Here is a 26,521-nt window from a genome sequence, read left to right as displayed (position 1 = left end):
ACCGGCAATTAGTAGGAGGTATGAGTATGGTAAGCGATGGAACGCTGGTTTTCCTTTTGATTTTTCTTTCCCTTGTTTATGGGAGGTTCATATACATTGGGGAGACAATTAGAGGTGTCCGTGATTCCCTTAGCATTATTGCTTTCATTCTACATAGCGGGAAAAGTGCTTTTGAAATCCGAATCCAGATTTTGGGGGGCTGTTGGTGTTTATCTTAGTGTTCTATCTCACTGCCGTTGGATACTACTCGCTCTTGGATATTCAGGGCAAACTTGAAGAGTTTTTATCCAGCAGGGAAAATCCCACAAAAACCAACTTAAAAGACTCCATAGCCTTGATAGCCCTTATCCTCCTGTTTGGCATTTTTCCGGGGATCGCGGTATACGTCGCAACCCACAGCGTTGTGCTCTCGATTACTGTGAACCTTGGAACGAGTCTGTTTTTCTTCACCCTCCCCGAGTTCGACAAAAGAACGTTCGAGCTCGTGTTTAACGCCTACACGGTTCTGGCTGTTGCGTCTTCAGTGTTGAGACTATGAAGCAACTCTCACTTGCCGACTAACAATCTACAATGAATACGATCATAATTTAAAAGTAACGGGAGACATTTCGTGTTTGTAACAGTACCAGCCCTCTGGGTGGCGGGTTATGAAAATGCACGTAAATGCAGGTACGTCACATGGAAGAACATCAAAAAATTACTGGCGATGGCAGTTGGACGCCTTGCAAAAAACGGCAATGAACGGAGGCCAGGAAATGATTGAAAAGGCCAAAGTGAAGCTAAAGCCCCAGTATCCCAGCGATGACCTCCACGACCTCTTCCTTTTCCACAACCCTCTGCTCGCCGCCCTCCATGTCCCTTACCGTGACCCTTCCCTCCGCGAGGTCCTTCTTCCCAACGAGGACGACATATGGGACGCCGAGCCTTCCCGCGTAGTCCAAAGCCTTCCTCAGCTTCCTCCCCGTCAGCTCGACGTCAGCCTTAACTCCGGCCCTCCTGAGGGCGGAGACGACCTCAATCGCGGCCTTTTTGAGATCTGGTTCTTTCCCGATCGGAATCACGTAAACATCGGGCCTGAGCTTGACCTCCGGGATGAGGCCCTTCCACTCGAGTATTGGAATGAGGCGCTCTATCCCTATGGCAAAGCCCGTCGCTGGAGTTGGCTTGCCCCCAAAAACTTCAATGAGGTTGTCGTACCTTCCGCCACCGCCTATTGAGCCTATGCCGAGGTCGTTGGGCGCTATGGCCTCGAAGACTATGCTGGTGTAGTAGTCAAAGCCCCTCGCGATGCCGAGGTCTATCCTTATCCACTTGGAGACCCCGTAGGCGTCGAGAAGGTCAACAAGCTCGTAGAGCCTTGCTATCTCCGTCTTGGCTTCATCGCTCGTGAAGAGTCCCTCCGCAAGGGGGAGAACCTCGTCGGGTTTGCCCTTAATCTCTATGAGCCGAAGAACCTTCTCAACCCCATCATCACTCAGCCCGAAGTCCCTCAAAGCTTTAACGAACTCCTCCCCGCTCATCTTGTCCTTCTTGTCTATGAGCCTCATCAGGCCGATGTCGTCTTTAACGCCGAGCATCTTGGCAAACTCATCGAGGAGAACGCGGTCGCCTATGTTCACGGTGAAGTCCTCAAGGCCGGTCGCCAGGTAGCTCTCGGTGAAGAGCGCTATGACCTCTGCATCTGCCTCAACTTTATCGCTCCCTATAAGCTCGACCCCCGCCTGCCAGAACTCGCGGTAACGGCCGCTCTGGGGTTCTTCATACCTGAACATGTTGGCGATGTAGTACCACTTGATGGGCTTTGGGGCTGTCTGGAAGGAGTTCACGTAGAGCCTTGCGACGCTTGACGTCATATCCGGCCTGAGCGAGAGGTTCCGCCCGCCCTTGTCGTCGAAGGCGTAGAGCTGCTCCACCACCTCCTCGCCGCTCCTCAGCTGGAAGAGGGTGGTGTATTCAAAGGTCGGCGTGAGGACTTCATGAAAGTTATAGCGCTCGAAGACCTCGCGAATCCTCTCGAAGACCCATCTCCTCTTGGCCATCTCCTCGGGCAAAAGGTCTCGCGTTCCCTTAACTTTCTCCAGCCGGACTTTCATTCTCAACCCTCCTTTCCCCGGGAAAAGCGGAAGGGGTTAAAAGGTTAGCCCATGAAACAAGGTTAGCCCATGAAACTTTGACGTTTATCCAGCGGATGTCATGAGCAGGTATATTCCGACGACACCCTGCACCATCATCTGCGCTCCGATAGCCATCGTGAACATACCGATTATCCTTATGAAGACGCCGAGGGTGGTCTTGCTGACGTTCTTGATGACGTAGAGTGTGATGAACATAGTGAGGGCCGTGAAGACTATGGCCAGGAAAATCGCCGCGGTCGCGTGGTACAGGCCCTTTTCGGCTGTTAGAGTTATCGCGGTGGTTATGGCGGCAGGTCCGGCTATGAGGGGTGTCGCAACGGGAACGGCCGCCAGGGCGAGTATGTTCTTCTCCCTCTTGAGCGTCAGCATTCCACCGCTCTCCAGAGCCTCCAGGCCTATCTTGAAGAGCACGAACCCACCGGCCACGCGCAGGGCGTTGATGTCTATGTGGAATATCTCCTGGAGGATTATCTGGCCGGAAACCGCGAACAGGAAGAGCAGGAGGAAGCCGATTAGGTTGGCCCTCACGATGAGGGTCCTTATGTCCTCTATGTGAAAGTCCTCCCGGAGGAGGCTGACCAGGAGTATCTTGTCGCTCGGGTCTATCATGATGAGCATGAAGAGCGCCGAACTGAGTATCGAAAGCCACTCGCTCATGTCCGCCACTGCGGTGAGGGTTTTATAAACCTATGCCCGAAAGTGTACCTCGAGCGATGACGAGACCGGCACTGACTGAGGCGTGATGAGCACTCGGTTGGCCGAGCTCAACCCCTTGAAAACACGAGCTTCAGCAGTGGAGGGGTCACAAGGGTCGTCGCCATGACCATCGCTATGGCTATGGAAAAGCTCTCGTTCGTCAGGATTCCTTCGGAAAGGCCGATGTTGGCCATTATAAGACCAACCTCCATTCTCGGGATCATTCCAACGCCTATCTGGAGGGACTCACGGAGGTTAAACTTCGAAAGGAGGGCCCCGACGCCGCACCCGACGACCTTTCCGACGATGGCGAGGAGTGAGTAGACCAGCGCAAAGGCACCTGCAGCGAGGACCACGTGGGCATCGGTCTCGGCGCCGACGCCGACCAGGAAGACCGGAATGAAGAAGGCGTAGCCTATCGTGACTATCTTGTCGGTTATCTTCTTGGCGTCCTCGCTCCCGGCAACGAGTATGCCCGCCAGGTAGGCCCCGGTTATTGCCGCTATCTGGAAGTACTCCGCCAGGTAGGCGAATATCAGCATGACGACTATGGAAACCGTCGTGACGGTCTCGGGGAGGTTTATCCTGTGGGAACCCCGGAGGACCCTCTTGACCACGCCCCTACCGAGCAGGTAGCTCAGCAGGAAGAAGGCAGCTATCTCGACGAGGAGCACACCTATGTCCCCGGGGGAGACGCTCCCCTTGGTGTTCATGGCCACGAGAATGGTGAGGATTATTATGCCCAGGACGTCGTCCACGACCGCGGCAGCTAGAATCGCAGCGCCAACGCGGGTTCTCAGCCTCTTCATCTCCATGAGGACGCTCGCGGTCAAGCTGACGCTCGTGGCCGTCATAACGCCACCGAGGAAGAGGGCCTCCATGTTGGGATAGCCCCACCTGAGGGCGACGGCGTAGCCGAAGATGAAGGGAAGGACAACGCCGAGGGAGGCTATGAGGAAGGCGGGCAAGCCAACGCGCCTGAACTCCTCCACGTCCGTTTCAAGGCCGGCAAGGAAGAGGAGCATTATCACCCCCAGCTCGGAGATGAGCCGAACACCCTCACCGTAGGCCACGAAGTCGAGAAGAGAGGGGCCGAGGATTATCCCGCCTATTATCTGACCCAGGGCCGCGGGGAAGCCGAGTCTTGAGCTCAGGTAGCCCATCAGCTTGGCCGTTACCAGGATTACCGCGAGCTCCAGGAAGACGTCCATGGTAACACCCGATTTTAGTCGTTAAAGGGAGACGAGGCGTATGAGGCGTATTATGTCCTTAACCTCCAGCAGACCGTGAACCCTGTTGTCCTCATCGACGACGGGAAGGTGATGCTTTCCGGTCTCAATCATTATTCTTATCGCTTGTCCAAGGTCGTCGTCGATTCCAACCGTTATGGGCCTGGTGACCATTATGTCCTCAACCCTCGTCGCCCTAGTGACGGAGTACCTCTTCAGCAGGCCGAAGCCCACTATGGAGTGCCTCCGGGGAACGTCGAAGAGGTGGAGTATGTCCTTCATCGTGACGAATCCGACGAGCTTTCCCTCGGAATCAACGACGATGGCGGAGCTTTCCTCCTCGCCCATGCTCTCGATGAGGGTCGCGAGGGAATCGTGGGGGTGGACGACGAGGTAGTCCCTGTCCATGACCAGCCTCACCGGGACCTTGGAGACGTATCTAATGTTGTGACTGAGCTCCTCCTTGCGCTGGAGCTGGAGGAGCCGTCTCTTGCTGTGGATTATCCGTATCTTCTTGGCCTTCGTGGCCTTGACGCTTTCCACAGTGTCCACGAGTTCCATGCACCCCACTGGAAACCCTAATACCCAAAGTGTTTAAATGTTTCGGGAATATTTTGAGCTATTTATGTCTATTTTGGGAACTTAATTCGGAAGAATTAACCAAAAATTTGCCAAAAACTTTTTAAGGCGGGAGCCATAGAACTCGGCAAGGGAAATATGGTTTCTGGAAACGAAAGCGGAAAGGCCTACGACGTCGTAATTATCGGGGCCGGGCCGGCCGGCCTCTTCGCGGCCTACGAGCTCGCCGAAAAGAGCGACCTGAAGGTTCTCGTCATAGACGAGGGCGGTGACGTGAACCAGCGCGTCTGTCCGATGTTCGAGCTCGGCTACTGCATCGAGTGCAGGCCCTGCCACATAATGAGCGGTGTCGGCGGGGCAGGCGGCTTAAGCGACGGCACTATAAACCTCCGCCCGGACATTGGAGGCGATTTAAGCGAGCTCACCAACGACGAGAACTACGCCTGGCAGCTCGTCTGGGAGGTTGACCGGATCTTCCTGAGGCACAAAGCCCCGAGGAACCTCTTCAAGGGGAAGCAGGAGCAGGTGAAGTACTGGGAGCAGAGGGCGGCACAGGCGGGGGTCAAGTTCATTCCGATAATCCAGAGACACATTGGCTCGGACAGGACGCCCGAGGTGATAGCGGACATAAAGAGGCACCTCGAGGGCAAAGGCGTCGAGTTCCTCCTCTGGACGAAGGCGCTGGAATTCGGGAAGGGCTGGGTGAAGGTGAAACGTGGAAAGGACGTCTTCGAGATTAAAGCTCGCTACATCATCGTCGCCCCCGGCCGCGGAGGGGCGGACTGGTTCCACGAGGTAGCTCAAAAAATAGGGCTCAAAGCCAGGCACGGGCCGATTGACGTTGGCGTCCGCGTCGAGGTTCCGGCGATAGTGATGGAGCCGATAACGAGCATAAACCACGACCCCAAGTTCCACATCTACACAGACACCTACGACGACTTCGTGAGGACCTTCTGCACCAACCCGAACGGCTTCGTCGTTGAGGAGCGCTACGACGGCTACGTCGGGGTGAACGGCCACTCCATGCACGAGAAGAAGAGCAACAACACCAACTTCGCCTTCCTCAGCAGGATTGAGCTGACGGAGCCGGTGGAAGATACAACGGCCTACGGGAAGAGCATAGCGCAGCTGGCAACGACGATAGGCGGGGGCAGGCCCCTAATCCAGCGCCTCGGGGACCTTAGGAGGGGCAGGAGGAGCACCTGGGGACGCATAAAGAGAAGCGACGTCGAGCCGACGCTCAAGAACGTTACCCCTGGAGACATAGCGATGGCGCTACCGCATCGCGTCGTGACCAACATCATCGAAGGTCTAGAGAAGCTCGACAGGGTTCTGCCCGGTGTTGCGAGCGACCACACGCTGCTCTACGCACCGGAGATTAAGTACTACGCGATGAAGGTCGAGGTCGATGAGAACCTCGAGACGAGCATAGAGGGGATTTTCGCCGCTGGCGACGGCGCCGGGCTGAGCAGGGACATAGTGAACGCGGCCGCGACAGGGATTCTCGCGGCAAGGGGAATACTCAAGAAAGAGGGACTATACACCGAGAAGGACTTCAGGGAACCGGGGAACTGGAGGCGGGTCATAGAGAGCATGGAGTAGCAGTTCCAACACGTCCCAGTAAAGTTTCTAAACCTACGTTCATATTTATTTTCTGGGTGGTCGTATGGAAGCGCTCGCCATGGTGATAGGCTCGGCGGTTGCATATCTCTTTCTCTCAGGGAGGAGGGAAAAGGAATGGGAGGAGGAGCTTGAGCTCAGCAGGGGGCTCAACATCATAAGAACCTTCAAGGACCCGGACTACAACATAACCCCCAAGAACCGGCAGAACACCAAGGTCGCCGTTAAGCACGCCGTTAAAATAGACAAACGCGCCCTCCTGGAGGGCATGCCAAAGAGTGCGACGGTGATTATCGTGGACAGTGCGGGAAGGGCCTACGCAGGCAAGTTCGGAGGAGTTGGATATGAAAAGAGAGGCCTGATCCTCAAGAGGGACGTCCCAAAGGTTAAGATAAGAACCGCAAAGCAGGGCCGACCAGTTGTGAGGGAGTACGATGAGATCCGAGAGGTATACGTCAAGCTGATGAAGAGCACCGAGGGGATAATAGACGAATGGAGGAGGGACAAGTTCTACTACGCCGCAATCGTGGCAAAAAAGAAGGGTGTGTATCCATTTAAAGTACGGAGAGGATAACGTTAAAAGCCCCCAACCTCTTCTATTTTCGGTGAGAGAAATGCCGATGAGGTGCAAGTTCTGCGAAAAACCGGCCTTTATCAAGCTCCACTACCCGAGAACCTACCTCTGCGAGGAGCACTTCACGGAGTACTTCGAGAGGAAGGTGAAGAGGACGATAGAGCGCTATAAAATGCTCAGGCCGGACGAGAGGGTCCTAGTCGTCGTCAGCGGGGGCAAGGACTCGGCAGTTACCGCTCACGTCCTCAAGAAGCTCGGCTACGACATCGAGTGCCTCCACATAAACCTCGGCATCGGCGAGTATTCCGAGAAGAGCGAGGAGTACGCAAAGAGACAGTGCGAGGCTCTGGGCGTTCCTCTCCACGTCGTCCGCGTCAAAGAGCTCCTCGGGAAGGGCATCGGGGAAGTGAGGACGCGCAGACCGACCTGCTCCTACTGCGGGCTGACGAAGAGATACATCTTCAACAAGTTCGCCTACGACAACGGCTTCGACGCTGTAGCTACCGGCCACAACCTCGACGACGAGGCGAGCTTCATATTCTCAAACCTCATGCACTGGAACACGCAGTATCTAGCGAAGCAGGGGCCGGTGACGCCGGGCGAGTTCAACGGCAAGCTCGTGAAGAAGGTGAAGCCCCTCTACGAGCTGACCGAGAGGGAAGTGGTGGCTTATGCCCTCGCCAACGGCATAGAGTACCACATCGAGGAGTGCCCGCACGCCGTAGGAGCTACGACGATAGAGTACAAGGAAATCCTGAACGAGATGGAGGAAAAGAGGCCCGGAACAAAGATAAACTTCGTCAAGGGCTACCTGAGGAAAAAGCATCTCTTCGAGGCCGAGCTAGAAAAGACCGAGCTCAGGGAGTGCAAGGTCTGCGGCATGCCGTCGAGCGCGGAGGTCTGCTCCTTCTGCAGGTTCTGGAGGCTTGAGGAGCCGCTGGACTTCAGGGTGAAAAAAAGGGTGAAGGCAGGCCGATGAGGTGAGCCTTTCGGGCCCTGAGCTGTGATGATGGCCACCCTAGCCGAGGCCCACGTGGTTTCTGGCTTTTTTCCTTATCCTGTAAACCTCAGGTATCGCGTGGTAGCCGTAGATGACCATCACCCTGCCGATGACTATGAAGAGGATACCAATGTAGATCAGCAGCAGAGGGATACCGAGGAGCATAAGACCGTATCCCCAGATTATTGCAGGAACCCCCGAGGCTTCGTAGAGGTAGTAGTTGGCGAGAACGTCGAAGACCGAACCAATGGCCAAGAGAAGCAGGCCAAACCGTGGAAAGCCCCCCAGAATCACGGCGCCCCCAGCCAGGGCGAAGATTATTGAAAAGACCACGAACCTGAATATCCTCGAATCGCCGAAGACATCTGCAAAGCCGCTCATTCCCAGAGCGTAGGCACCAAGTCCGAATAGAGAGATCAAAAAGCCCAGGAAGCCACCGAGCAGGCCAGAGAGTATGAGGACCACTTGACCAATAACAGCGTTTCTCGAGGCGTCCTCGATCACCACAACCCCCCAACTTAGACTCGTAAAAAGGGTTTAAAAAAATTTTGGAATCGGGGAAAATTTGAAAGTGGAAAACTCAGAGCTCCCTAAAGCGGAGTCTGAACCTCAGCTCGCCATCGACCGGGAAGAGGATTGTATAGCTGACGCCCTGCTGAATGAAGTCCCAGCCGCTCTCGCTCTGGCTGAGGGTCTTTATCGGGTACTTCCAGACCCTCGCTTTTTTGTCCAGCTCTACCGCAACCCTCCCGATGCCGTGGGGGTCGTTCACCTCGAATTTCCCGGCCTCGAACTCTTCAGGGTTCTCCATGACGCTGTGGACGGCCAGGTTAAGCTCGACGCCGAAGAGGGTCTTGCTTTCACTCCTGACGGTGTAGTCCACGACGAAGCCGTCTCCACTCAGGCGGAAGGACTTCTCAACACGCGCGGGTCTTCCTGAAACGGTACCGTCGCGCCAGAGGGTGATTCCCCCCTCAAAGGTCGAGTAGTCGTAGGCTCCCCTGATGAAGTCGCCGAGCTCGAGGTGGCGGTTAAGGCGGTACTCGTCGAGGGCCGTCTCAGGCTCAAGGAAGTGGTCCTGGAGGAGGGCCCTCAGGTGGTCGTCGTAAGCCAGCTCCCGCCGTATCTCGTCCGGAATCTTCCTCCCGACCTCGTGTATGCTGGCCACTCCTTCGCCGTCTTCTCCCTCTGGAGCGGCCGCCTCGGGAACCTCGTGGTAGTGCTCCCAGCGCCTCGCGAGCACGTCGTTGTAGTTCACCGCCTTTTTCTTTGAGCTGAGCTCGAAGAGCGCCCCACCGTAGGCCGGCTTGAAGACCGCGTAGAAGTTCTCGTTCTCGATGAAGACCTCATCTCTCCCGTCGAAGTCGATGTCCCCCACGAAGGTTCCAGTGGAAACGTAGCTGTTCGCCCTTATGATGTTCTCCCACACAGCCCTGCGGAGGTGGGGGAGGTAAACGCCTCCGAAGACGCCGTGCCAGTAGGCGTCGTTACACTGTGCCTTGAGGAGGTAGCCTCTCGCCTCCGGGTTGTCCCTGACAAGCTTGCTTACCATCAACATTCTCTTGTGCATGTAGTTGCTTTCTGGATACTTGAAGAAGAAGTTCTTCCAGATTCCTCCCCTGACGAAGACACGGTAGCGCTCGAACTGGCCCTGCCCCTTGAGCTTTTCAACGAACTCGACGAAGAGCTTGGCCTGCTCCGCCGGAAGGCTCCACTCGCTCATCTCGAAGTAGGAGGCAATGGGGAGGTAGACCAGTCCCCTCGGCCTGAAGCGCGAGAGGTACTCGGAGTAGAGGGTGAGGTTGATCCGCTCGTCGCTCGAAATCCTGTCAAAGAACTCCCTGAGCCAGTCCTTCTCATAGACCCACTCGTACGTTCCGGGCCAGACGCCGAACTTCTCGCCGTCGTCGTGGAAGACCGCGACCCTGCTCTCGTCACCGTTGTCAAGGCTGTGGAGGTACTCGACGGTCTTCTCAACGGGGCGGAACGGTATTAGGTAACGCAACTTCTCGTCTATTGGAAAGACTGCTATAACCTCCCCGCCGTCCTCTGTGTAGTACGGCCAGAACAGCTGTTCCTTGCTAAGCCCGGCGCTCATAAAGTGATAGTCATCGACGATGACGTACTCTATCCCCGCCTGCCGGAGGCTTTTCACCAGCTCCGGTTGCCACACGCGTTCGGTCAGCCAGACGCCCCTGGCATCGTAGCCGAGCTCTTTCGCGAAGTTCTTGAGGAGCTCGATCTGTTCTATTCTATCCTCCTTCGGAATCGCCGCAAGGACTGGCTCGTAGAAGCCGGCAACGACTATCTCAAGCTGGCCCCTCTTCACGAGGCTCCTAAGCAGGTCTATGTGCTCGGGTTTGTTCTCGGCCAGCCACTCAAGGAGCGGGCCGGAGTAGTGAGCCGCAACCTTCATATTGGGGTACTCCTCCAGCGTCTCCATGAAGGGCCTGTAAGCTCTCTCGTAGGCGCTCTCAAAGACCCAGCCGAAGTTTCCGAGGGGCTGATGGTTGTGAATCCCGAAGATGAAGTTCACCATTGGCAACCACCCACCAAAGCTGTTATCACTACCGGTGATATGGAAAGAAAGGCATATAAACCTTTTTCTCGTAATACTCACCACGGGTGACTATCGTACACCCCCGGGGATTTGGCCTCATCGGAGGTGGATAATGTGAAGAAAGCAACCACCCTCATATTTATGTCCATTCTAGTGCTCGGCCTGGTGCCGACCTTCAGCGGACTTGCAAGTGCAGCATACGGCACTAAAATCATCGACGGGAACCTGAGCGACTGGACTTCCGCTGACCTCATAGCCGCTGGAAGGAACAATGGACAGGCCGGAGCAAATCTGGACAAGCTCTACGTGGCGTGGGACGATCAGTACCTTTACATAGCCATCAAGACCAACAACACCGGGAGCTGGGACGTGGCCTACGGAATAGGAATAGACGTCGATCCGGGAACCGGCAACGGGTACACGAGTGGGGGAGACTCTTGGGGAAGGAGCGTTGAGTTCTCCAACGGCTTTGCTCCCGACTACGAGATTTACTTCTGGTGGGGTTGGAACAGCGGAATGGGAACCGACAACTTCAACACCTACACCGGAAGCGGCTGGAACTACAACAGCATCTCCGGCGTCGGCGGGAGCTTCGCCTACACCGGCGACACATCAACCGGTCTACAGACGGTCGAGATAAAGGTACCGTGGAGCGCCCTGGGAGGAAAGCCGGAGAAGATAGCGGTGATGGCATGGGTCACCGGAAGCGGCGGCTCTGCCGTGGACAGCCTGCCGGTTGACCCGGCCATAGACTACAACAACATAGGCAACGAGTGGGGAGACACCGACACCTTCACCAACATGGCGGTTCTCTACGTCGCTCCCAAGACCATAGACGGCAACCTGAGCGACTGGAGCGATGCCGACCTTCTGGTGGTTGGAAGGGACAACGGACAGGCCGGAGCGAACCTCGACAAGATGTACGTCTCCTGGGACGATCAGTACCTTTACATAGCCATCAAGACCAACAACACCGGGAGCTGGGACGTGGCCTACGGAATAGGAATAGACGTCGATCCAGGAACCGGCAACGGTTACGTTTCCGGTGGAGACTCCTGGGGAAGAAGCGTTGAGTTCTCGAACGGATTCGCCGTTGATTATGAACTCTACTTCTGGTGGGGTTGGAACAGCGGAATGGGAACCGACAACTTCAACACCTACACCGGAAGCGGCTGGAACTACGGAAGCCTGGCAGACGTTGGGGCCAAGTTTGCCTACACCGGCGACACCTCAACGGGCCTTCAGACCCTCGAGATAGCCATTCCATGGAGCGCCCTCGGCGGCAAGCGCTCCAGGTTCGCCGTTATGTCCTGGATAACTGGAAGCGGCGGCTCTGCCGTGGACAGCCTGCCGGTTGACCCGGCCATAGACTACAACAACATAGGCGGGGAATGGGGAGACACCGACACCTTCACCAACATGCTCGTCGGCGAGTGGTTCCTCATGGCCGACCTGACCGTCGGCGTGAGCGGGCCGGGAGTCGTTGGCCTCAACAGGAACGCCGTCTTCAACGTCACCGTCAGGAACGAGGGCTCCCTGCCGGCCCAGAACGCGAGCGTTGAGGTCTACGTGAACGACACCCTCGCGGCCAACTGGACGGTGGACCTTGGAGCCGGAGAGGAGAAGTGGTTGGCCTTCAACTGGAAGCCCAACGCCACCGGCGTCTACACGATAAGGGCCGTCGTGGACGGGGAGAACGCCATACCCGAGGCCAGCGAGAACAACAACGAGTTCACCACGACTGTAAAGGTCGTCTGGGTCGGCAACATAGACGTGGACGGCAACCCGGAGGACTGGATAAGCGCTGAGGTAGCTCCCAACTCCTACACCGTCCAGAACGGGTACTTCATCTGGAGGGACGCCGATAACGACCAGAGGCACGACAAGGACCCGTACCTTCCGGGCGGAAGCTCCTCCCACGCTGACATCACCGAGGTCGGCGTCACCAAGGACGACCGCTACGTCTACTTCCTCTTCAAGTTCAAGGACATGAGCAACATCAAGATAGGCGACAACGGCGCGACCTTCATAGCGGTGCCGATAGACTACAAAGCGGGCGGAGGGGAGACCTTCGCGGGCAGAATGGACACCAGGACGGTCATAGCCTGGGACATTCAGATGGCAATCAACCTCGGAGGAAAGCAGTACGTCGGCCAGACCAAAGCGACCGCGGCCGCCGGCAACAGCCTGACCTCGCTGCTCTACTTCCTCGACCCGAGCGGTAAGGTAGTGAAGGTCGATGGAGCGATGGTCGGCGTGGACCTCGAGAAGAACACCGTCGAGGTAAGGGTCCCCGTGAGCGTATTTGAGGGTGCGAGGGAGTTCAGCTTCCAGGTCGCGACCGGCTTCAGCTACGGCGAGGGCGTCTGGAACTTCGGCGACGACTTCGCGGACGACGGGATAAGCGACATCGTCGATACCATAAGCACCGAATCCACCGTCAAGGAGCTCGCCGACAACGTGCCCGACTACTACGTCCGCATAAGAATGGACAACATCATCGAGAGCGGAAGCGTCGTCTCCGTCAAGCTCCAGAGGCTCATGGCATTCCAGAACGCCTTCGTGATACACAACAAGTACTACGGCATAAGGCACTTTGAGAGGGATTATGAGACCTACATCGAGATCCGCAACAAGCTAAACAACATGCCCCTTCCGGGAGATATGAAGGACAGGATAAACGAGCTGGAGAAAGAGGTCCTGGACCTTCTCAAGCTCTACAACGAGGGCAAGGAGCTCATAGACAGCCCGAACTACGCGTTCGGAGCCTCACTCAAGATATACCGCGCCTACACCGGCCTCAAGAAGGTCGTCAGCGAGATGGAGGCAATGCTCGAAAAGGCCCAGAGCGGTGAGCTCGAGAGGGAGGAGTACATGCAGGAGCTCGCCAAGAACCTCACCAAGACCATAGACGGCAACCTCGACGACTGGAGCGTCCAGCCGGTGGCGGTCGATGAGACCGGCTACGGTCAGGACGGAGCGAACCTCAAGGCCCTCTACGTCGATTACGACGACCAGTTCCTCTACATAGCGATAACCACCGAGAACAGGGCCTCCTGGAGGGTCGCCTACGGCATAGCCCTCGACTACAAGGACGGCGGCTACACCACTGGACAGGACAGCTGGGCCAGGAAGGTTAACTTCGAGAGGGGCATAGATGCACAGCTCTACTTCTTCTGGAACGGCGAGTTCTTCGGTGACAAGGGAACGAGCAACATAACCAGCGCCCAGTTCATGCTCTGGAACGACGGAAGCTGGAGGTACGAAGAGCTCAAGTGGGTGGGCTTCTACGCCTACACCGGCGGGGCAGAGGACGGACTGCAGACGCTGGAGATAGCGATCCCGTGGCAGGCCCTCGGAGGAAAGCCCGAGAAGATCAACATCGTCGCCTACGTCACTGGACAGGGTGCCGGCGACTCGGCAGTCGATTCACTGCCGCTCCAGGAAGCCGTCAAGGACAACGACCCAGGCCAGGAGTGGGGAGACGTCGATACTTTCACCCAGTTCGCCACGGTCACGGTAGAGTGACCGCCCGTTTCTTTCCCTTTTCTGATTTTAGCCCGTCAGAGGAGTAACCCAGCCAGGTAAACCGCCAGCGCCACCGCCAGCTGGTTGGAGAAGTTGTCGTCAGGCGGTAGGTTGTAGAACTCGGCGACGGTTCCGGCGACCGAACCTATCAGGGCCAGCGGAAGGCCAACGAGGGGCCAGAGTATAGCAACGCCGGCGAGGAAGTAGGCCAGGCTACCCTCAATGCTCTTTCCATTGGAGAAGCGGTGCCTTCCGAGGGATTTTCCTATTATCGCCGCCAGGGCATCGCCAACGGTGGCGACGGTTATGGCACCTACGGCGATCTCCATCGGGAAGAAGTACACGACTATGAAAGATGCCGCGGCAAAGTAGATGTGGGCCGCGACGCGGTAGCGCTCGTGGGACCGGGTAATCTCGTCTATGTGCTTCTCCAGAACTTCCACCCTCTCAAATACATCGTTATCGACGTATATGCTCAGCCTCCTCTTTATGTTGTCTCTCAGCTCCTCGATTATCCTGAAGGGCTCGAGGACAACGAAGAGGAAGAAGGCCAGACCTATGAAAGTCAGGGTAAGCTCCCTTCCGAAGAGGTGGTAGGAGAGCGGGACGAGCAGGCCGGTCATGTGGAGGGACTTGCGCTTAAGCTCGCTTTTCATGCTCACGCCTTATCACCTCCAGGGCTTCGAGGAGATCCTTAACCACGTAATCCGCGTGCCTCGCGAGCCTCCCCCGGAAGTAGCCCCTCTGAACCAGTATCGTGGTGGCCCCGATCTCCTTGCCTCCCCTCATGTCAGTGTCGTCCCGGTCTCCAACCATGTATATCTCCTCGTCCGGGAAGAGGTGCCTCGCGAGCCTGAAGTTGTGGGGCTCAAGCTTGCTGTGGCCGGTTTCGCCGCTTATGATGAGGGCGTCGAAGTGGTCCTTTATGCCGAGGTACTCGAGCTTCTTCCTCTGCCACTTGGTGGAGGAGTCGGTTATCAGAACCAGCCGGGCACCGAGCCCCCGGACACCCTCGAGGAAGGGGAGCGCATCGGGGTAGAGACGGAGGTTCGAGAAGAAGACCCTATCGACGAGTTCGGTTATCTCCTCCAGCTCTCCCCTGTCAACCTTCGCGTAGACCTTTCTCATCACCCTCTCCACGAGCTTGTCGAAGTCGAGGGTGTGGAGGTCCCTGAGCTGCTCCAGCTCCCTATAGCGGGCCGTGAGAATGTAGAAGAACGCCCTGAACTTTCTCCGCCTGAGGAGGTATGGTACCAGGCGGAGGACGCTGTACCTGCCGGCCTCCCAGGTGTTGCAGAGGGTGTCGTCCAGGTCCACAAGCACTAGCATGGTAGAGAGTGGGGGACTGGAATTTTAACCCTTTGGGTGCGGCGCTAAGTTTTAAAAGACAAAGCCAGAAGCCCATAGCGTATGGACGGCAAAGCCCTCATACTGAGCGGAATGGCGCTGATATTCATCGGCTTCATACTGGTCTTTATAGGCACCCTCGTTTCTGCCCTAGGTGGGGAGAGCGATATAGAGGGCGGCGGGGTCATAATGATAGGTCCCATACCGATAGTCTTCGGAACGAGCAGGGGCGCGGCCGGGACTGCCATGGTACTGGCGATAATCCTGATGGCGCTGTGGGTTGTCGCCGCACTGCTGGGCAGGGGGGACTGAGGTGGACTTCCTAGCGGCACTCGCGATTCTCCTCGTGACGGCGAAGAGCATAGAGTGGGCCTTCGAGAGGGTTGAGATACACCCGATAATAGCCCACGTGCTGACCGGAATCCTGCTGGGCCCCTTCGTCCTCGGCGTCATCGAGCCGACGGAGGAGCTGGAGGTTCTCGCGGAGTTCGGCCTGATAATGATGATGCTCTACATGGGACTCACCAGCAACTTCTCGGCCATAGCCCAGAACACCAAGAAGGCCGTCGTCGTGGCGGGCCTTGGCGTGGCCTTCTCCTTCTTCCTCGGCTTCGCCACCGTTTACCTCTTCGGCAAGGGCGTCACCGCCGCGATATTCATCGGGGTCACCCTGGGCAACACCGCCATAGAGGTAACCAGCGGCGTCCTGGTGAAGGAGCGGGTGAAGCGCGAGGTCTCCTCGATACTCATGGGAGCGGCCTTCGCCGACGACATAATGGCCGTTTACCTGATAGGCGTGATAACCGCCCTCGCCAGCGGCGGACTCGATGTCCTCTCCTTTGGAATCCTGACCGTCAAGATATTCGCCTTCATCGCGGTGACGCTCCTCATCTCGGAGTACGTCTTCAAGAGGGCCAGGTGGTTCTACTCGATAGTCAGGAACCTCAACGTCTTCTTCACCTTCACGCTGATACTCACCTTCGCCCTGGCGATAATAGCCGAGAAGGTCGGCCTGAACCAGATAATCGGCGCCTACCTGGCGGGACTCACGATAAGCAGGCTCCGCGAGAGGAAGGACCCGCTCGTGGTGACGAGGATAAAGCTCAACGAGCTGATAAACGACCTCCAGGTGGTCCTGACGGAGTTCTTCATCCCCCTGTTCTTCATCTACGTCGGCCTCATGTTCAACCCGCCTCTGGCCGACATCAGCCTGGCCCTCATAGCGGCCCTCTATCTCGCGGCCGTCCTGGGCAAGCTCCTCGGCTGCGGCCTCGGCGCGAGGCTCTTCGGCCTGAGCTGGAGGGACGCGGTGACGATAGGCATAGGCATGGGCGGCAGGGGAAGCCTGGAGCTGGCCATACTCACCTTCGGCCTCTCCGCGGGCCTCATAGACCAGGTCCTCTTCGCCAGCGTCATAGCGGTCTCAATGCTCACCGCCCTGACAACGCCCGTGTTCTTCAAGACCTACCTCAAGAGGGCAAAGACTTAAATCCCCGGCCGGGTAGTAGGCTCGGGCTGGTGAGACGATGTTTCCGGAGAGGGGCGCTGACGAGGAAGACGTCCTTGAAGAGCTGAGGAAAAAGACGAGTGAGGATTTAACCTTTGACTCGGGCAGGATCCTCGGCTCGATGTGCACCTACCCACATCCCTTCGCGGTTAAAGTGGTCACCGAGTTCATCGACAGAAACCTCGGCGACCCAGGACTGCACGTCGGGAGCCGGAAGGTTGAGGAAGAAGCTATAGAGATGCTCTCGAACCTCCTCGGCCTCGAAAAGGGCTACGGACATATCGTTTCAGGCGGAACCGAGGCCAACATTTTGGCAGTTAGGGCCTTCAGAAACCTGGCGGACGTTGAGAAGCCCGAGCTGATTCTTCCGAAGAGCGCCCACTTCTCCTTCATCAAGGCGGGCGAGATGCTCGGCGTTAAGCTCGTCTGGGCCGAGCTCAACAACGACTACACCGTCAACGTGAGGGACATCGAGGAGAAGATAACAGAGAACACGGTCGGGATAGTCGGCATAGCCGGCACGACTGGTTTAGGGGTTGTGGACGACATTCCCGCTTTAAGCGATTTGGCTTTAGACTACGGCCTTCCGCTCCACGTCGATGCCGCCTTCGGGGGCTTCGTGATACCCTTCGCCAAGGAGCTCGGCTACGAGGTTCCGGACTTCGACTTCAGGCTGAAGGGAGTTAAGAGCATAACCATAGACCCCCACAAGATGGGCATGGTTCCGATTCCGGCAGGGGGAATAATCTTCAGGGAAAAGAGGTTTCTGGAGGCGATAAGCGTCCCCGCACCTTATCTGGCCGGCGGAAAGGTGTGGCAGGCAACCATAACGGGAACGAGACCCGGGGCGAACGCTCTCGCGGTCTGGGCGATGATAAAGCACCACGGCTTTGAGGGTTACAAAGAGGTCGTGAAGAAAGCCATGGAGCTGAGCAGGTGGTTCGCCCGGGAGCTGAAGAAGATACCCGGCGTTTACCTGATACGGGAGCCCGTCCTCAACATAGTCTCCTTTGGAACACCAAACCTCGAGGAAGTCGAGGAGGAGCTCAAGAGAAGGGGGTGGGGCATAAGCGCCCACCGCGGTTACATAAGGGTGGTCATGATGCCCCACGTGAAGAGGGAGCATCTAGAGGCGTTTCTGGGGGATCTGAGGGAGATTATCAGGTAAGCCCCTTTATGTCCACGTGCACGAAGGCCCTATCGACCTCTGGAATCTCCTCTATGCGCCTCTTCACCTCCTCGCTGATGTCGTGGGCCTCCTTCAGGGAAAGCTCCGGCGGAACCTCAATGTGGAGCTCGACGTGGAGCTTGCTACCAACGTAGTGGGCCCTTAAATCATGAACGCCGAGGACGTTGGGAACGCTCAACGCGCGCTTCTTTATCTCCTCGCACACCTCGAAAGAGGGGGCCTTTCCGGTAAGGTAGCCGACGTTTTCCAGAATTATCTCAAGGGCAACCTTGACGAGGAAGACGGAAACCACGAGACCCGCGAGGGAATCGCCGTGCTGAAAGCCGAGTTTCTGGGCACCTAAACCGATTAGAACCGCAACACTGCTCAGGACGTCGCTCCTGTGATGGTAGGCGTCGGCTATTAGGATCTGACTGTTGAGCTTCCTGCCAACGTGAACTGAATAGCGGAACATGAGCTCCTTGGCGAGTATGGAAACCACCGTAACCCCGAGCATGAGACCGTTTACCTCTATGGTCTCCCCGTGGAGGAGCCTCATCAGGGAATCCCTTCCAATTTCGTAGGCGACCACGATTAGGGCTTCACCGATCAGGAAAGCCACCAGAGGTTCAAAGCGCGAGTGGCCGAAGGGGTGGCTTTTGTCGGGTGGCTTCGAGGAGATTTTTATCCCCGCATAGCCTATGAGGCTCGTGACGACGTCGCTCAGCGAATGAACGCCGTCCGAGATGAGGGCTATGCTGGAATAAAGGAAACCCACGATTAGCTTGAGGACTGCGAGAAGAACGTTGCCAATTATGCTGACCCATATCGGCTTGTAAATCTCCTCCACAGTACCACCACAATTTTGTGCATATGCACACAATATTTAAACTTTTCCATACCGCCGTCGGAACCAAACTTTATTAGGTTTTCCAATTTTGTTAGACTAATCGAAAAAAGCAGAAGGCGGTCAGTCCGTCACTCCATCATCACGAGCCTCAGACAAGGCTGAAGTCATCATCCCGAGAAAAGTTGAGAAGGGCGCTTAAAAGGCTTGCTCAGCGATCACCTTTCCTTCCTCACCCTTCGGTTCGCCCATCACTCATCATTGCATTGTAAAATTGGTGCAGAGGCTTAAAACGATTGTCATCGAAATATCCCAAACATTCCCACAAGAAATGGAAATCTTTAAATATTCGGGCGGCCTTTTAATTAAATGTCATTAAATATCATTAAAGCTGGAGGTGCTGGCGATGGCCGAGGAGAAGAAGTACACAACCGTTTCCATACCCAAGCCCCTCTACGACAAGATCAAGGCCAGGATTGAGGGCACGGGCTTCACCTCGGTATCTGACTACGTGACCTACGTCCTCCGCGAGGTTCTGGCGAGCCTCGAAGAGGAGGAGAAGGAGGAGGTCTTCACCGAGGAAGAGGAAGAAAAAGTCAAGGAGAGGCTTCGCGCCCTCGGCTACCTTGACTGAGGCCTTTCCTTTTTGAGGTGATACCATGGTCTCAAAGCCCCACGGAGGCAAGCTTGTCAGGAGACTTGTTGCCGAGAGAACCCGCGAGAGGATCCTGAGCGAGCAGAAGGAATACCCGCGTGTCCAGATCGAACACGGCCGTGCAATAGACCTCGAGAACATCGCCCACGGCGTTTACTCACCCCTCAAGGGCTTCCTGACAAGTGACGACTTCCAGAACGTTCTTGATGAGATGCGCCTGAGCGACGACACGCCCTGGACGATCCCGATTGTCCTCGACGTTGGCGAGAGAACCTTCGACGAGGGGGACGCGATACTCCTCTACTACGACGACATTCCCATAGCGAGGATGCACGTCGAGGAGATATACTCCTACGACAAGAGGGAGTTCGCCGTCAAGGTCTTCAAGACGGACGACATCAACCACCCGGGTGTTGCGAGGGTAATGAATATGGGCGACTACCTCGTCGGGGGCGAGATTGAGCTCCTCAACGAGCTTCCGAACCCCTTCGCGAAATACACCCTCAGGCCCGTCGAGACGAGGGTTCTCTTCAAGGAGCTGGGCTGGAAGACGATAGTGGCTTTCCAGACCCGGAACGTGCCCCACCTCGGTCACGAGTACGTCCAGAAGGCGGCACTCACCTTCGTTGACGGCCTCTTCATAAACCCAGTCCTCGGAAGGAAGAAGAAAGGCGACTACAAGGACGAGGTCATAATAAAGGCCTACGAGGCGCTCTTCAGGCACTACTACCCCAGGGACAGCGCGACTTTAGCTACTGTTCGTTACGAGATGCGCTACGCGGGCCCGAGGGAGGCAATCCACCACGCTATAATGAGGAAGAACTTCGGCGCGACCCACTTCATCGTCGGAAGGGATCACGCAGGTGTCGGCGACTACTACGGGCCCTACGAGGCCTGGGATATGTTCGACAACTTCCCCGACCTCGGCATAACCCCCATGTTCATCAGGGAGGCCTTCTACTGCAGGAAGTGCGGAGGAATGGTGAACGCGAAGATATGCCCGCACGGCGAGGAGTTCCACGTCCACATAAGCGGGACGAAGCTCAGGAAGATGATAATGGCCGGTGAGCAGCCGCCGGAGTACATGATGAGGCCGGAGGTCTACGAGGTCGTCAGGAGCTTCGAGAACCCGTTCGTTGAGTGAAGCAAAGCGTTATTACCCTTTACATCTATTTTCTAAGCGGTGAGTGGAATGGAAGAAGTTGAAGTGGTTTACGAGAACGGCGTTTTCAAGCCTCTGAAAAAGGTCAGGCTGAAAGAAGGCACTCACAGGAAGGTCATCATAGAACTTGGCCTGGCTGACATCATTGAGAGCTTTGAGGAGAAGGTAAAACGGGACGTTCTTAAGGAGTTCCTGGAGGAAAGAAATAAAATTTATTGCGGGTGAGTTAGGTGAACCTAATCGTCCACCACTGGGACACCGATGGGGTGACGTCTTCGGCGCTGCTGGTTAGGGCGCTCTCTCCCGAGGAATTCACCAACATCACCGCACCGATAGGTGAGTTCCGCTTCGACGAGAGGATCTGGGACGCCATCGAGAAGGCCAAGAGGCTCTACGTCCTCGACTTCAACGTTCCGGACGAGGTTGAGATGGTAAAAGTGGAGACGCTCTTCATAGACCACCACGCCCAGCGGAGAATCAAAAACCCCCTCGTGGAGCAGGTGAACCCCTCACTCGAAGGCAAACACTACCCCTCATGCTCACTCGTCGTTTCAGAGCGCTTTGGGCTTTTCAACGCATGGACGGCCCTCGGCGCTGTTGGTGACATAGGTGAGAAGGCCTTTGAGCTGGAAACCGTCAGAAAGCTTCTGGAAAGGGAGGGACTCTCGCGGGAAGAGGCCCTAAGGCTCGTCGAGCTTATCGATTCGAACTACATAGCGGTGGACAGAGAGGCGGTGGAGGAAGCCCTTAGAGTTCTTTTAAGCCACGAGGTGAAAGAGCTCCTTGAGTACGGGCCGTGGGTGAAAAAGGCAGAGGCGATCAGGGAGGCCATCGAGGGGGCGGTTTCGGGCGTCGAGGAGCGGAACGGCTTCGCGATAGTAGAGTTCGAGAGCCCCTTCAACATAATCTCGAAGGTCGCCAGAAAGCTCGTCTGGGAGCTCGGTTACAGGGGCGCGGTGGCCATCAACGGGAACTTCCACGGGAAGGCACAGCTTTACTTCAGGATCTCCGGCGAGGAAGCGGAGAGGATAAACATGGCCGAGGTCATCGAACGCGTTAGATCCCTCGGAACCAACGCCGGAGGCAAGAGAGAAGTCCTCGGCTGCGTCTGCGAGAGGGATAAAATCGAGGACGCGCTCAAGATCGTTGAAGAATACCTGGGGTGAGGAGGATGGAGTTTGAAAGGAAGGTTAAGGAGGGAATGGAGCGGACGAAGAAGGTGCTCGTCATAGGCCTCGACTCCGCCCCGCCGGAGCTGCTGTTCAACCGCTTCATCGACGACATGCCCAACGTGAAGAAGCTCCTCGAAAAGTCCGTCTACGGCCCGATGCAGACGGGAATACCGGCGATAACCATTCCAATGTGGATGGTGATGGTTACTGGAAAAACGCCGGGTGAGCTCGGCCTCTACGGCTTCAGGCACAGGACCGGCTATTCCTACACCGACTACTGGATAGCTCACAGCAAAAAGGTCAAGGAGCCGACTCTCTGGGATTACCTCGGTGAGCGCGGAAAGAAGTCGATAATCGTCGGTGTTCCGCCAACCTACCCGCCGAAGCCGATCAACGGCCACCTCGTGAGCTGCTTCATAACGCCAGACGCGAGCGTTGATTACACATACCCGAGGGAGCTGAAGGGCGAGATAGAGCGCCTTGTCGGGGAGTACATCTTCGACGTCCCGTTCCGGAGGGAAGCCAAGGACGAGGTCAGGGAAGGCATCTGGGAGATGACGGAGAAGCGGTTCGAGGTCATACGCTACCTCATTCAGGAGAAGGAGTGGGACTACTTCCACTTCGTCGAGATTGGCCTGGATAGACTCCACCACGCCTTCTGGCGCTACTTCGACCCGAACCACCACCTCTACCCCGGGAAGGGAAACAAATACGAGAACGTCATTCCGGACTACTACAGGCTGCTGGACAGGGAGATAGGCGAGACGCTCAAGCTCATAGACCTCGACGAGACCGCTGTTTTCATCGTCTCCGACCACGGGATAAAGGCCATGCACGGCAACTTCGCGGTGAACCAGTGGTTAGCTGAGGAGGGCCTGCTGAAGGTAAAGACCCCGGAGGCCCTCCACGACGGAAAGGTCAAGCGCTTCGAGAGCCTCGAGGTCGACTGGAAGGAAACCACCGCATGGGGCTGGGGCGGCTACTACTCGCGCGTTTTCCTCAACGTCCTTGGAAGGGAGAAAGCCGGAAAGGTACCGCTCTCCAGGTTCGAGAAGGTAAGGGACGAGGTTGCTGAGCAGATACGCTCCATACGCGGCCCGAACGGCGAGAAGTGGGACACGAAGGTGTTCTACCCGGAGGATATATATCCGATAGCGAAGGGAAGCAAGCCGGACATAATGGTCTACTTTGACAACCTCAACTGGCGCGCGGCGGGAACCGTCGGCCACCCGAGCAATTACCTGCCGGAAAACGACACTGGGCCGGACGATGCAAACCACTCCGAGTTCGGAGTGTTCTCGATGTATCTGCCTGGCTTCGACGAGAGCAGAGCAACGCGGCTGAGCATCTACGACTTCGCTCCAACCATGCTCACGCTCTTCGGCATAGAGGAGCCTCTCGCCAGTATGCACGGAAGGAGCATTCTACCATGAAGGCAGGTGGTACCTTTGGGCATAAAATACATTCCACACGCGCTGGAGAGAATGAAGGAAAGAGGGATAAGCAGGGAACTCGTGGAAGAGGCTCTCCAATCACCAGATGATACCACAGAGGGATACCTTGGAAGAAAGGTGGCTCAAAAACGGATAAACGGAAAGCTCATTAGGGTGATTTACGAGGAAATTGAGAATGAGGTAGTTGTCATCACGGCCTACGTTACCTCAAAGGTAAAGAAGTACGGGGGTGAGTAGATGGAGATATCTTACGATCCCAAGCATGATGTGATGTACATCAGGTTCAGCCATGCCAAGGTAGTTGATACCGTGGAGGTCGAGAAGGGGGTCCTCGTAGATTACGGTGAAAACGGGGAGATAGTAGGCATCGAGATAATAGGAGCCTCCATGAGAACCCATGCCCCCATAACAGAGATAACTTTCAAACTGGAGGAAGCTACGGCGGGGTGAACCATGAAGAACCTTGAGAAGGGATTCACCATCTGGCTCACGGGGCCGAGCGGTGCTGGAAAAACTACCCTGGCGGTAAAGCTCGCCAGAAAGCTCAGGGAGATGGGCTACCGGGTTGAAATACTCGACGGGGATACCATAAGAAAGACCCTCTACCCGAACCTCGGGTTTTCCAAGGAAGCCAGGGAGATGCACAACCGCGTTGTTATCCACATGGCGAAGCTCCTCAGCAGAAACGGGGTTATAGCGATAGTCTCGCTGATTTCTCCCTACAAAGCCGTCAGGGAGTACGCGAGGAAGGAGATAGGGAACTTCATGGAGGTCTACGTCTACGCTCCCCTCGAGGTGAGAATCCAGCGCGACCCTAAGGGGCTTTACGCGAAGGCATTGCGGGGCGAGATAAAGGGCCTGACCGGCTACGACGGCGTCTACGAGGAACCCGAGAACCCCGAGGTGAAGGTGGACAGCTCGAAGATGACGCCGGAGGAGGAGGTCGATGCGGTAATAGAGAAGGCCAGGGAGCTCGGCTACCTGCCCTGAACCGGAGGGAGGGCCTTGAACCCGCTGACCTTCGTAGGACTGGGCTTTCTCGTCGGCTTTCTCGTGGGCCTAACGGGGGTCGGCGGCGGGGCCCTGATGACCCCTTCCCTAATCTTTCTCGGCGTTGAACCCCTAACTGCCGTCGGAACCGACCTGCTCTACGCCACCGTCACAAGGGTCTTTGGCGTCTTCTTCCACGGGAGGAAGGGCAGGATACGGTACGACATAGCGCTCCGCCTCCTAGCCGGAAGCGTCCCGGCGATAGTTCTGGGCGGGATAATCCTCCGCGAGATAGACCGGAACGCCCTCAACGACTATCTTACCCTCCTCCTCGGGGCGATACTCGTCGTCAGCGCGGTTCTGAGCCTTCTCAAGGGTGAATTCCGCGTCCCGGTAAGGCCGAGGTGGGCCTACATTTACCTTCTCGGCTTCATCGTTGGCCTGACGGTTCAGTTCACCTCCGTCGGAGCTGGCGTCATAGTCAGTTTCACCCTGATGAACGTCGCCAGGCTCGACCCGAAAGAAGTCGTCGGCGTCACGATAACTTACGGTCTGGCGCTTTCGGCCCTCAGCTTCCTGAATTACGCGGGAATGGGGAGAGTGGACTACCACCTCGCCGGAGCATTAACCCTCGGAACCCTGCCCGGCGTCTACATGGGGACGCACGTGAACAGGAACGCGGAGGGGGAGAAGCTTAAAAGGGCCATGAACGTGATAATCCTGCTGATAGGACTGCTGACCCTGTTCGGTGGGTGAAGGGATTGAGCGAAACCAACAATGCACTCCACAGAGTCGCCAGGGGCATGGGAATCGTCCTGGCCGGAACGGTGGCCTCGATGTTCCTGACGTTTCTCAGCAGGGCAATCATAGCGAGGCACTTCGACAGGTACCAGTACGGCTCCTTCACCCTCACCATGACCGTCATCAGCATAGCGATGACCGTCGCGCTCCTGGGCCTCCAGAGCGGTCTGCCGAGGGAGATATCGAGGTACCTGAAGGACAGGAGGGAAAAGGTTCCGGCCCTCGTCTCCACCGGCCTTGCCATGGCCCTGGCGGCGTCCCTGACGATGGTCGCCCTGACGGTTTTCCTCGCCCCCGACCTGGCCCGGCTCCTGAACGACAGGTATATAGACAAGACCCTTCCCCTCGCCGCCCCAGCGCTCCCCTTCATGGTGCTCACGATGCTCCTCGTGGCAGTTTCGAGAGGCCACGGCAGGGTGAGGGAGAACCTCTACTACCGCAACATCCTGCCGCCCCTCCTGTTTTTGATCATTCTCGTGGCCGGACTTCTGACCGGGGCGGGCTTCACCTTCGTGTTCCTCGCCTACGTCCTCTCCCAGGCCCTCTCGTCCCTCCTTCTCGTCCGCGAGTCCCTCCACCTTGGATTCCTGCCGGGGAGGCCGATCCTTGACTGGAGAATAGCGAGGGAGCTGTTCCTTTTCTCCCTGCCCCTGATGCTCACCGGAATCCTCGATTACGTGATGGGCTGGACGGATTCGCTGATGCTCGGCTACTACTTCGACCCCGACACTGTGGGCCTCTACAACGGCGCGGCACCAATAGCGAGACTCCTCCCGCTCTTCCTAAACTCGATGGGCTTCCTCTACATGCCCATAGCAACGGCCTTCTTCACCGGTGGCGACATCGATGGGCTCAGGAAGCTGTACCGCACCACCACCAGGTGGGTCTTCATACTGACCTTTCCGGTCTTCCTCTTCGTCTTCGTCTTTCCCGAGAGCGCCATCAACCTGTTCTTCGGATCCAAGTACACCGATGCCGCCACCGCCCTCAGGATACTCTCGGCGGGCTTCATGTTCCACGTGATGATGGGCCTCAACGGAATGAGCCTCATAGCAGTCGGAGAGCCCTCCGCCAACATGACCGGCAATCTCTTCGCATCGGCCGCCAACGTGGTCCTGAACATCGTCCTCATACCCATCTACGGCATAGAGGGCGCGGCGGTGGCGACTTCCGTATCGTACGTCACCGCCAACCTGTACAGAACCTGGTGGCTCCACAGGAAGACGGGGATACACCCCTTTGGTAGGAACTACATCAAGGTTCTGGCCCCCGGACTGGGTCTGACCGTGGCGATGACGGCGATGGGGGCGAACGATAACCTGCTCACCGCGATCCCGGTCACCGCCGCCGGCTACCTCGTTTACCTGGCCGCGATACTGGCCCTGAGGACGGTTGAGGTGGAGGACATCGAGCTCCTCGATGCCGTTGAAGCCAGGACGGGGGTGAACCTGAAGCCCCTCAAAAAACTCCTCGCCCGCTTCATTTCAGGCGGGTAAA

Annotated in this window: 27 protein-coding genes; 18 read left to right on the top strand and 9 right to left on the bottom strand. The window is 56.8% G+C overall.

Annotated features, from left to right (window positions below):
* The first annotated feature begins 205 nt into the window (after positions 1-205).
* Positions 206-538, top strand: a complete 333-nt coding sequence (locus tag E3E27_RS09490) for a hypothetical protein (RefSeq protein ID WP_167774361.1) — start codon at positions 206-208, stop codon at positions 536-538.
* A gap of 241 nt (positions 539-779) precedes the next feature.
* Here E3E27_RS09490 and hisS read toward each other — a convergent pair whose 3' ends face one another.
* The 4 genes from hisS to E3E27_RS09470 form a co-directional block, all read right to left on the bottom strand.
* The gene (hisS, locus tag E3E27_RS09485; RefSeq protein ID WP_167774360.1) at positions 780-2,093 is read right to left on the bottom strand and encodes a histidine--tRNA ligase; all 1,314 of its coding nucleotides are present in this window, start codon (positions 2,091-2,093) and stop codon (positions 780-782) included.
* A gap of 84 nt (positions 2,094-2,177) precedes the next feature.
* Positions 2,178-2,792: a MarC family protein gene (locus E3E27_RS09480; RefSeq protein ID WP_167774359.1), complete on the bottom strand. Its 615-nt coding sequence runs from the start codon at positions 2,790-2,792 to the stop codon at positions 2,178-2,180.
* 107 nt (positions 2,793-2,899) lie between these two features.
* Positions 2,900-4,042, bottom strand: coding sequence for a cation:proton antiporter (locus E3E27_RS09475; protein ID WP_167774358.1), 1,143 nt, complete (start codon positions 4,040-4,042; stop codon positions 2,900-2,902).
* Between the two features lie 21 nt (positions 4,043-4,063).
* Positions 4,064-4,621 carry an HPP family protein gene (locus E3E27_RS09470; RefSeq protein ID WP_014788804.1) on the bottom strand — a complete coding sequence of 186 codons (558 nt, stop codon included), beginning with the start codon at positions 4,619-4,621 and terminating at the stop codon, positions 4,064-4,066.
* Between the two features lie 156 nt (positions 4,622-4,777).
* Here E3E27_RS09470 and E3E27_RS09465 point away from each other — a divergent pair, with 156 nt between their 5' ends.
* From E3E27_RS09465 to E3E27_RS09455, 3 genes are all read left to right on the top strand, one after another.
* The gene (locus E3E27_RS09465; RefSeq protein WP_167774357.1) at positions 4,778-6,241 is read left to right on the top strand and encodes an NAD(P)/FAD-dependent oxidoreductase; all 1,464 of its coding nucleotides are present in this window, start codon (positions 4,778-4,780) and stop codon (positions 6,239-6,241) included.
* A 64-nt stretch (positions 6,242-6,305) separates the two neighbouring features.
* On the top strand, positions 6,306-6,833 hold the full coding sequence (locus E3E27_RS09460; RefSeq protein WP_167774356.1) for a hypothetical protein: 528 nt from the start codon (positions 6,306-6,308) through the stop codon (positions 6,831-6,833).
* Positions 6,834-6,879: 46 nt separating this feature from the next.
* Positions 6,880-7,812 (top strand): TIGR00269 family protein, encoded by a 933-nt coding sequence (locus E3E27_RS09455; protein WP_167774414.1) that lies wholly within the window; start codon positions 6,880-6,882, stop codon positions 7,810-7,812.
* A gap of 39 nt (positions 7,813-7,851) precedes the next feature.
* Here the strand turns inward: E3E27_RS09455 and E3E27_RS09450 are convergent, their stop codons facing one another.
* Entirely contained in the window at positions 7,852-8,337 is a 486-nt protein-coding gene (locus E3E27_RS09450) for a hypothetical protein (protein WP_167774355.1), read from the bottom strand.
* A gap of 76 nt (positions 8,338-8,413) precedes the next feature.
* The gene (locus tag E3E27_RS09445) at positions 8,414-10,378 is read right to left on the bottom strand and encodes an alpha-amylase/4-alpha-glucanotransferase domain-containing protein (RefSeq protein WP_206204853.1); all 1,965 of its coding nucleotides are present in this window, start codon (positions 10,376-10,378) and stop codon (positions 8,414-8,416) included.
* Between the two features lie 156 nt (positions 10,379-10,534).
* Here E3E27_RS09445 and E3E27_RS09440 point away from each other — a divergent pair, with 156 nt between their 5' ends.
* Positions 10,535-13,921, top strand: coding sequence for a CARDB domain-containing protein (locus E3E27_RS09440; protein WP_167774413.1), 3,387 nt, complete (start codon positions 10,535-10,537; stop codon positions 13,919-13,921).
* Between the two features lie 35 nt (positions 13,922-13,956).
* Here the strand turns inward: E3E27_RS09440 and E3E27_RS09435 are convergent, their stop codons facing one another.
* The gene (locus tag E3E27_RS09435) at positions 13,957-14,583 is read right to left on the bottom strand and encodes a diacylglycerol/polyprenol kinase family protein (protein WP_048151962.1); all 627 of its coding nucleotides are present in this window, start codon (positions 14,581-14,583) and stop codon (positions 13,957-13,959) included.
* Positions 14,561-15,250: an HAD family hydrolase gene (locus E3E27_RS09430; protein ID WP_014788813.1), complete on the bottom strand. Its 690-nt coding sequence runs from the start codon at positions 15,248-15,250 to the stop codon at positions 14,561-14,563. Before E3E27_RS09430 ends, E3E27_RS09435 begins: the two co-directional genes overlap by 23 nt.
* Positions 15,251-15,331: 81 nt before the next feature.
* Between E3E27_RS09430 and E3E27_RS09425 the strand changes: the two genes are divergently transcribed.
* From E3E27_RS09425 to mfnA, 3 genes are read left to right on the top strand one after another with little or no spacing between them, the layout of a single operon-like run.
* Entirely contained in the window at positions 15,332-15,580 is a 249-nt protein-coding gene (locus E3E27_RS09425; protein ID WP_014788814.1) for a DUF131 domain-containing protein, read from the top strand.
* Between the two features lies 1 nt (position 15,581).
* The gene (locus E3E27_RS09420) at positions 15,582-16,757 is read left to right on the top strand and encodes a cation:proton antiporter (RefSeq protein WP_167774353.1); all 1,176 of its coding nucleotides are present in this window, start codon (positions 15,582-15,584) and stop codon (positions 16,755-16,757) included.
* A 37-nt stretch (positions 16,758-16,794) separates the two neighbouring features.
* Complete coding sequence (gene mfnA / locus E3E27_RS09415) at positions 16,795-17,943, top strand: tyrosine decarboxylase MfnA (protein WP_167774352.1); 1,149 nt, start codon at positions 16,795-16,797, stop codon at positions 17,941-17,943.
* On the opposite strand, the gene E3E27_RS09410 is transcribed toward mfnA, so the two are convergent.
* Positions 17,936-18,793 carry a cation diffusion facilitator family transporter gene (locus E3E27_RS09410; RefSeq protein WP_167774351.1) on the bottom strand — a complete coding sequence of 286 codons (858 nt, stop codon included), beginning with the start codon at positions 18,791-18,793 and terminating at the stop codon, positions 17,936-17,938. The two genes, mfnA and E3E27_RS09410, sit on opposite strands and share 8 nt — an antisense overlap.
* 403 nt (positions 18,794-19,196) lie before the next feature.
* Here E3E27_RS09410 and E3E27_RS09405 point away from each other — a divergent pair, with 403 nt between their 5' ends.
* Genes E3E27_RS09405 through E3E27_RS09360 form a run of 10 tightly spaced genes read left to right on the top strand, consistent with a single transcriptional unit; the run spans position 19,197 to position 26,520 of the window.
* Entirely contained in the window at positions 19,197-19,424 is a 228-nt protein-coding gene (locus E3E27_RS09405; RefSeq protein ID WP_014788819.1) for a ribbon-helix-helix domain-containing protein, read from the top strand.
* 25 nt (positions 19,425-19,449) lie between these two features.
* Positions 19,450-20,589 (top strand): sulfate adenylyltransferase, encoded by a 1,140-nt coding sequence (gene sat, locus E3E27_RS09400; RefSeq protein ID WP_167774350.1) that lies wholly within the window; start codon positions 19,450-19,452, stop codon positions 20,587-20,589.
* Positions 20,590-20,637: 48 nt separating this feature from the next.
* Positions 20,638-20,832, top strand: coding sequence for an antitoxin family protein (locus tag E3E27_RS09395; RefSeq protein WP_167774412.1), 195 nt, complete (start codon positions 20,638-20,640; stop codon positions 20,830-20,832).
* A 5-nt stretch (positions 20,833-20,837) separates the two neighbouring features.
* On the top strand, positions 20,838-21,773 hold the full coding sequence (locus E3E27_RS09390; RefSeq protein WP_167774349.1) for a DHH family phosphoesterase: 936 nt from the start codon (positions 20,838-20,840) through the stop codon (positions 21,771-21,773).
* 5 nt (positions 21,774-21,778) lie between these two features.
* Complete coding sequence (locus tag E3E27_RS09385; RefSeq protein ID WP_167774348.1) at positions 21,779-23,212, top strand: alkaline phosphatase family protein; 1,434 nt, start codon at positions 21,779-21,781, stop codon at positions 23,210-23,212.
* Between the two features lie 15 nt (positions 23,213-23,227).
* Complete coding sequence (locus E3E27_RS09380) at positions 23,228-23,470, top strand: DUF4258 domain-containing protein (RefSeq protein WP_052304114.1); 243 nt, start codon at positions 23,228-23,230, stop codon at positions 23,468-23,470.
* On the top strand, positions 23,471-23,683 hold the full coding sequence (locus E3E27_RS09375; RefSeq protein WP_014788825.1) for a DUF2283 domain-containing protein: 213 nt from the start codon (positions 23,471-23,473) through the stop codon (positions 23,681-23,683).
* A gap of 3 nt (positions 23,684-23,686) precedes the next feature.
* Positions 23,687-24,223: an adenylyl-sulfate kinase gene (cysC, locus tag E3E27_RS09370; protein ID WP_167774347.1), complete on the top strand. Its 537-nt coding sequence runs from the start codon at positions 23,687-23,689 to the stop codon at positions 24,221-24,223.
* 15 nt (positions 24,224-24,238) lie between these two features.
* Positions 24,239-24,979, top strand: coding sequence for a sulfite exporter TauE/SafE family protein (locus E3E27_RS09365; RefSeq protein ID WP_167774346.1), 741 nt, complete (start codon positions 24,239-24,241; stop codon positions 24,977-24,979).
* On the top strand, positions 24,976-26,520 hold the full coding sequence (locus E3E27_RS09360; protein WP_371731586.1) for a flippase: 1,545 nt from the start codon (positions 24,976-24,978) through the stop codon (positions 26,518-26,520). Before E3E27_RS09365 ends, E3E27_RS09360 begins: the two co-directional genes overlap by 4 nt.
* Position 26,521: the final 1 nt, after the last annotated feature.

Source organism: Thermococcus sp. MV11 (genome assembly GCF_012027285.1).
In the GTDB taxonomy this organism is placed as follows: domain Archaea; phylum Methanobacteriota_B; class Thermococci; order Thermococcales; family Thermococcaceae; genus Thermococcus; species Thermococcus cleftensis.
Note: the sequence above shows the minus strand (reverse complement) of the source record. Positions and strands in the feature narration are given on the sequence as shown.

Bases quoted from the DNA above. Each gene is read 5' to 3' on its own strand.
- E3E27_RS09375 (WP_014788825.1), top strand. From the start codon at position 23,471: ATGGAGATATCTTACGATCCCAAGCATGATGTGATGTACATCAGGTTC.
- E3E27_RS09480 (WP_167774359.1), bottom strand. From the start codon at position 2,792: ATGAGCGAGTGGCTTTCGATACTCAGTTCGGCGCTCTTCATGCTCATC.
- E3E27_RS09455 (WP_167774414.1), top strand. From the start codon at position 6,880: ATGAGGTGCAAGTTCTGCGAAAAACCGGCCTTTATCAAGCTCCACTAC.
- E3E27_RS09465 (WP_167774357.1), top strand. From the start codon at position 4,778: ATGGTTTCTGGAAACGAAAGCGGAAAGGCCTACGACGTCGTAATTATC.
- E3E27_RS09430 (WP_014788813.1), bottom strand. From the start codon at position 15,250: ATGCTAGTGCTTGTGGACCTGGACGACACCCTCTGCAACACCTGGGAG.
- E3E27_RS09405 (WP_014788819.1), top strand. From the start codon at position 19,197: ATGGCCGAGGAGAAGAAGTACACAACCGTTTCCATACCCAAGCCCCTC.
- mfnA (WP_167774352.1), top strand. From the start codon at position 16,795: ATGTTTCCGGAGAGGGGCGCTGACGAGGAAGACGTCCTTGAAGAGCTG.
- cysC (WP_167774347.1), top strand. From the start codon at position 23,687: ATGAAGAACCTTGAGAAGGGATTCACCATCTGGCTCACGGGGCCGAGC.
- hisS (WP_167774360.1), bottom strand. From the start codon at position 2,093: ATGAAAGTCCGGCTGGAGAAAGTTAAGGGAACGCGAGACCTTTTGCCC.
- sat (WP_167774350.1), top strand. From the start codon at position 19,450: ATGGTCTCAAAGCCCCACGGAGGCAAGCTTGTCAGGAGACTTGTTGCC.
- E3E27_RS09460 (WP_167774356.1), top strand. From the start codon at position 6,306: ATGGAAGCGCTCGCCATGGTGATAGGCTCGGCGGTTGCATATCTCTTT.
- E3E27_RS09385 (WP_167774348.1), top strand. From the start codon at position 21,779: ATGGAGTTTGAAAGGAAGGTTAAGGAGGGAATGGAGCGGACGAAGAAG.
- E3E27_RS09475 (WP_167774358.1), bottom strand. From the start codon at position 4,042: ATGGACGTCTTCCTGGAGCTCGCGGTAATCCTGGTAACGGCCAAGCTG.
- E3E27_RS09440 (WP_167774413.1), top strand. From the start codon at position 10,535: ATGTCCATTCTAGTGCTCGGCCTGGTGCCGACCTTCAGCGGACTTGCA.
- E3E27_RS09470 (WP_014788804.1), bottom strand. From the start codon at position 4,621: ATGGAACTCGTGGACACTGTGGAAAGCGTCAAGGCCACGAAGGCCAAG.
- E3E27_RS09395 (WP_167774412.1), top strand. From the start codon at position 20,638: ATGGAAGAAGTTGAAGTGGTTTACGAGAACGGCGTTTTCAAGCCTCTG.
- E3E27_RS09425 (WP_014788814.1), top strand. From the start codon at position 15,332: ATGGACGGCAAAGCCCTCATACTGAGCGGAATGGCGCTGATATTCATC.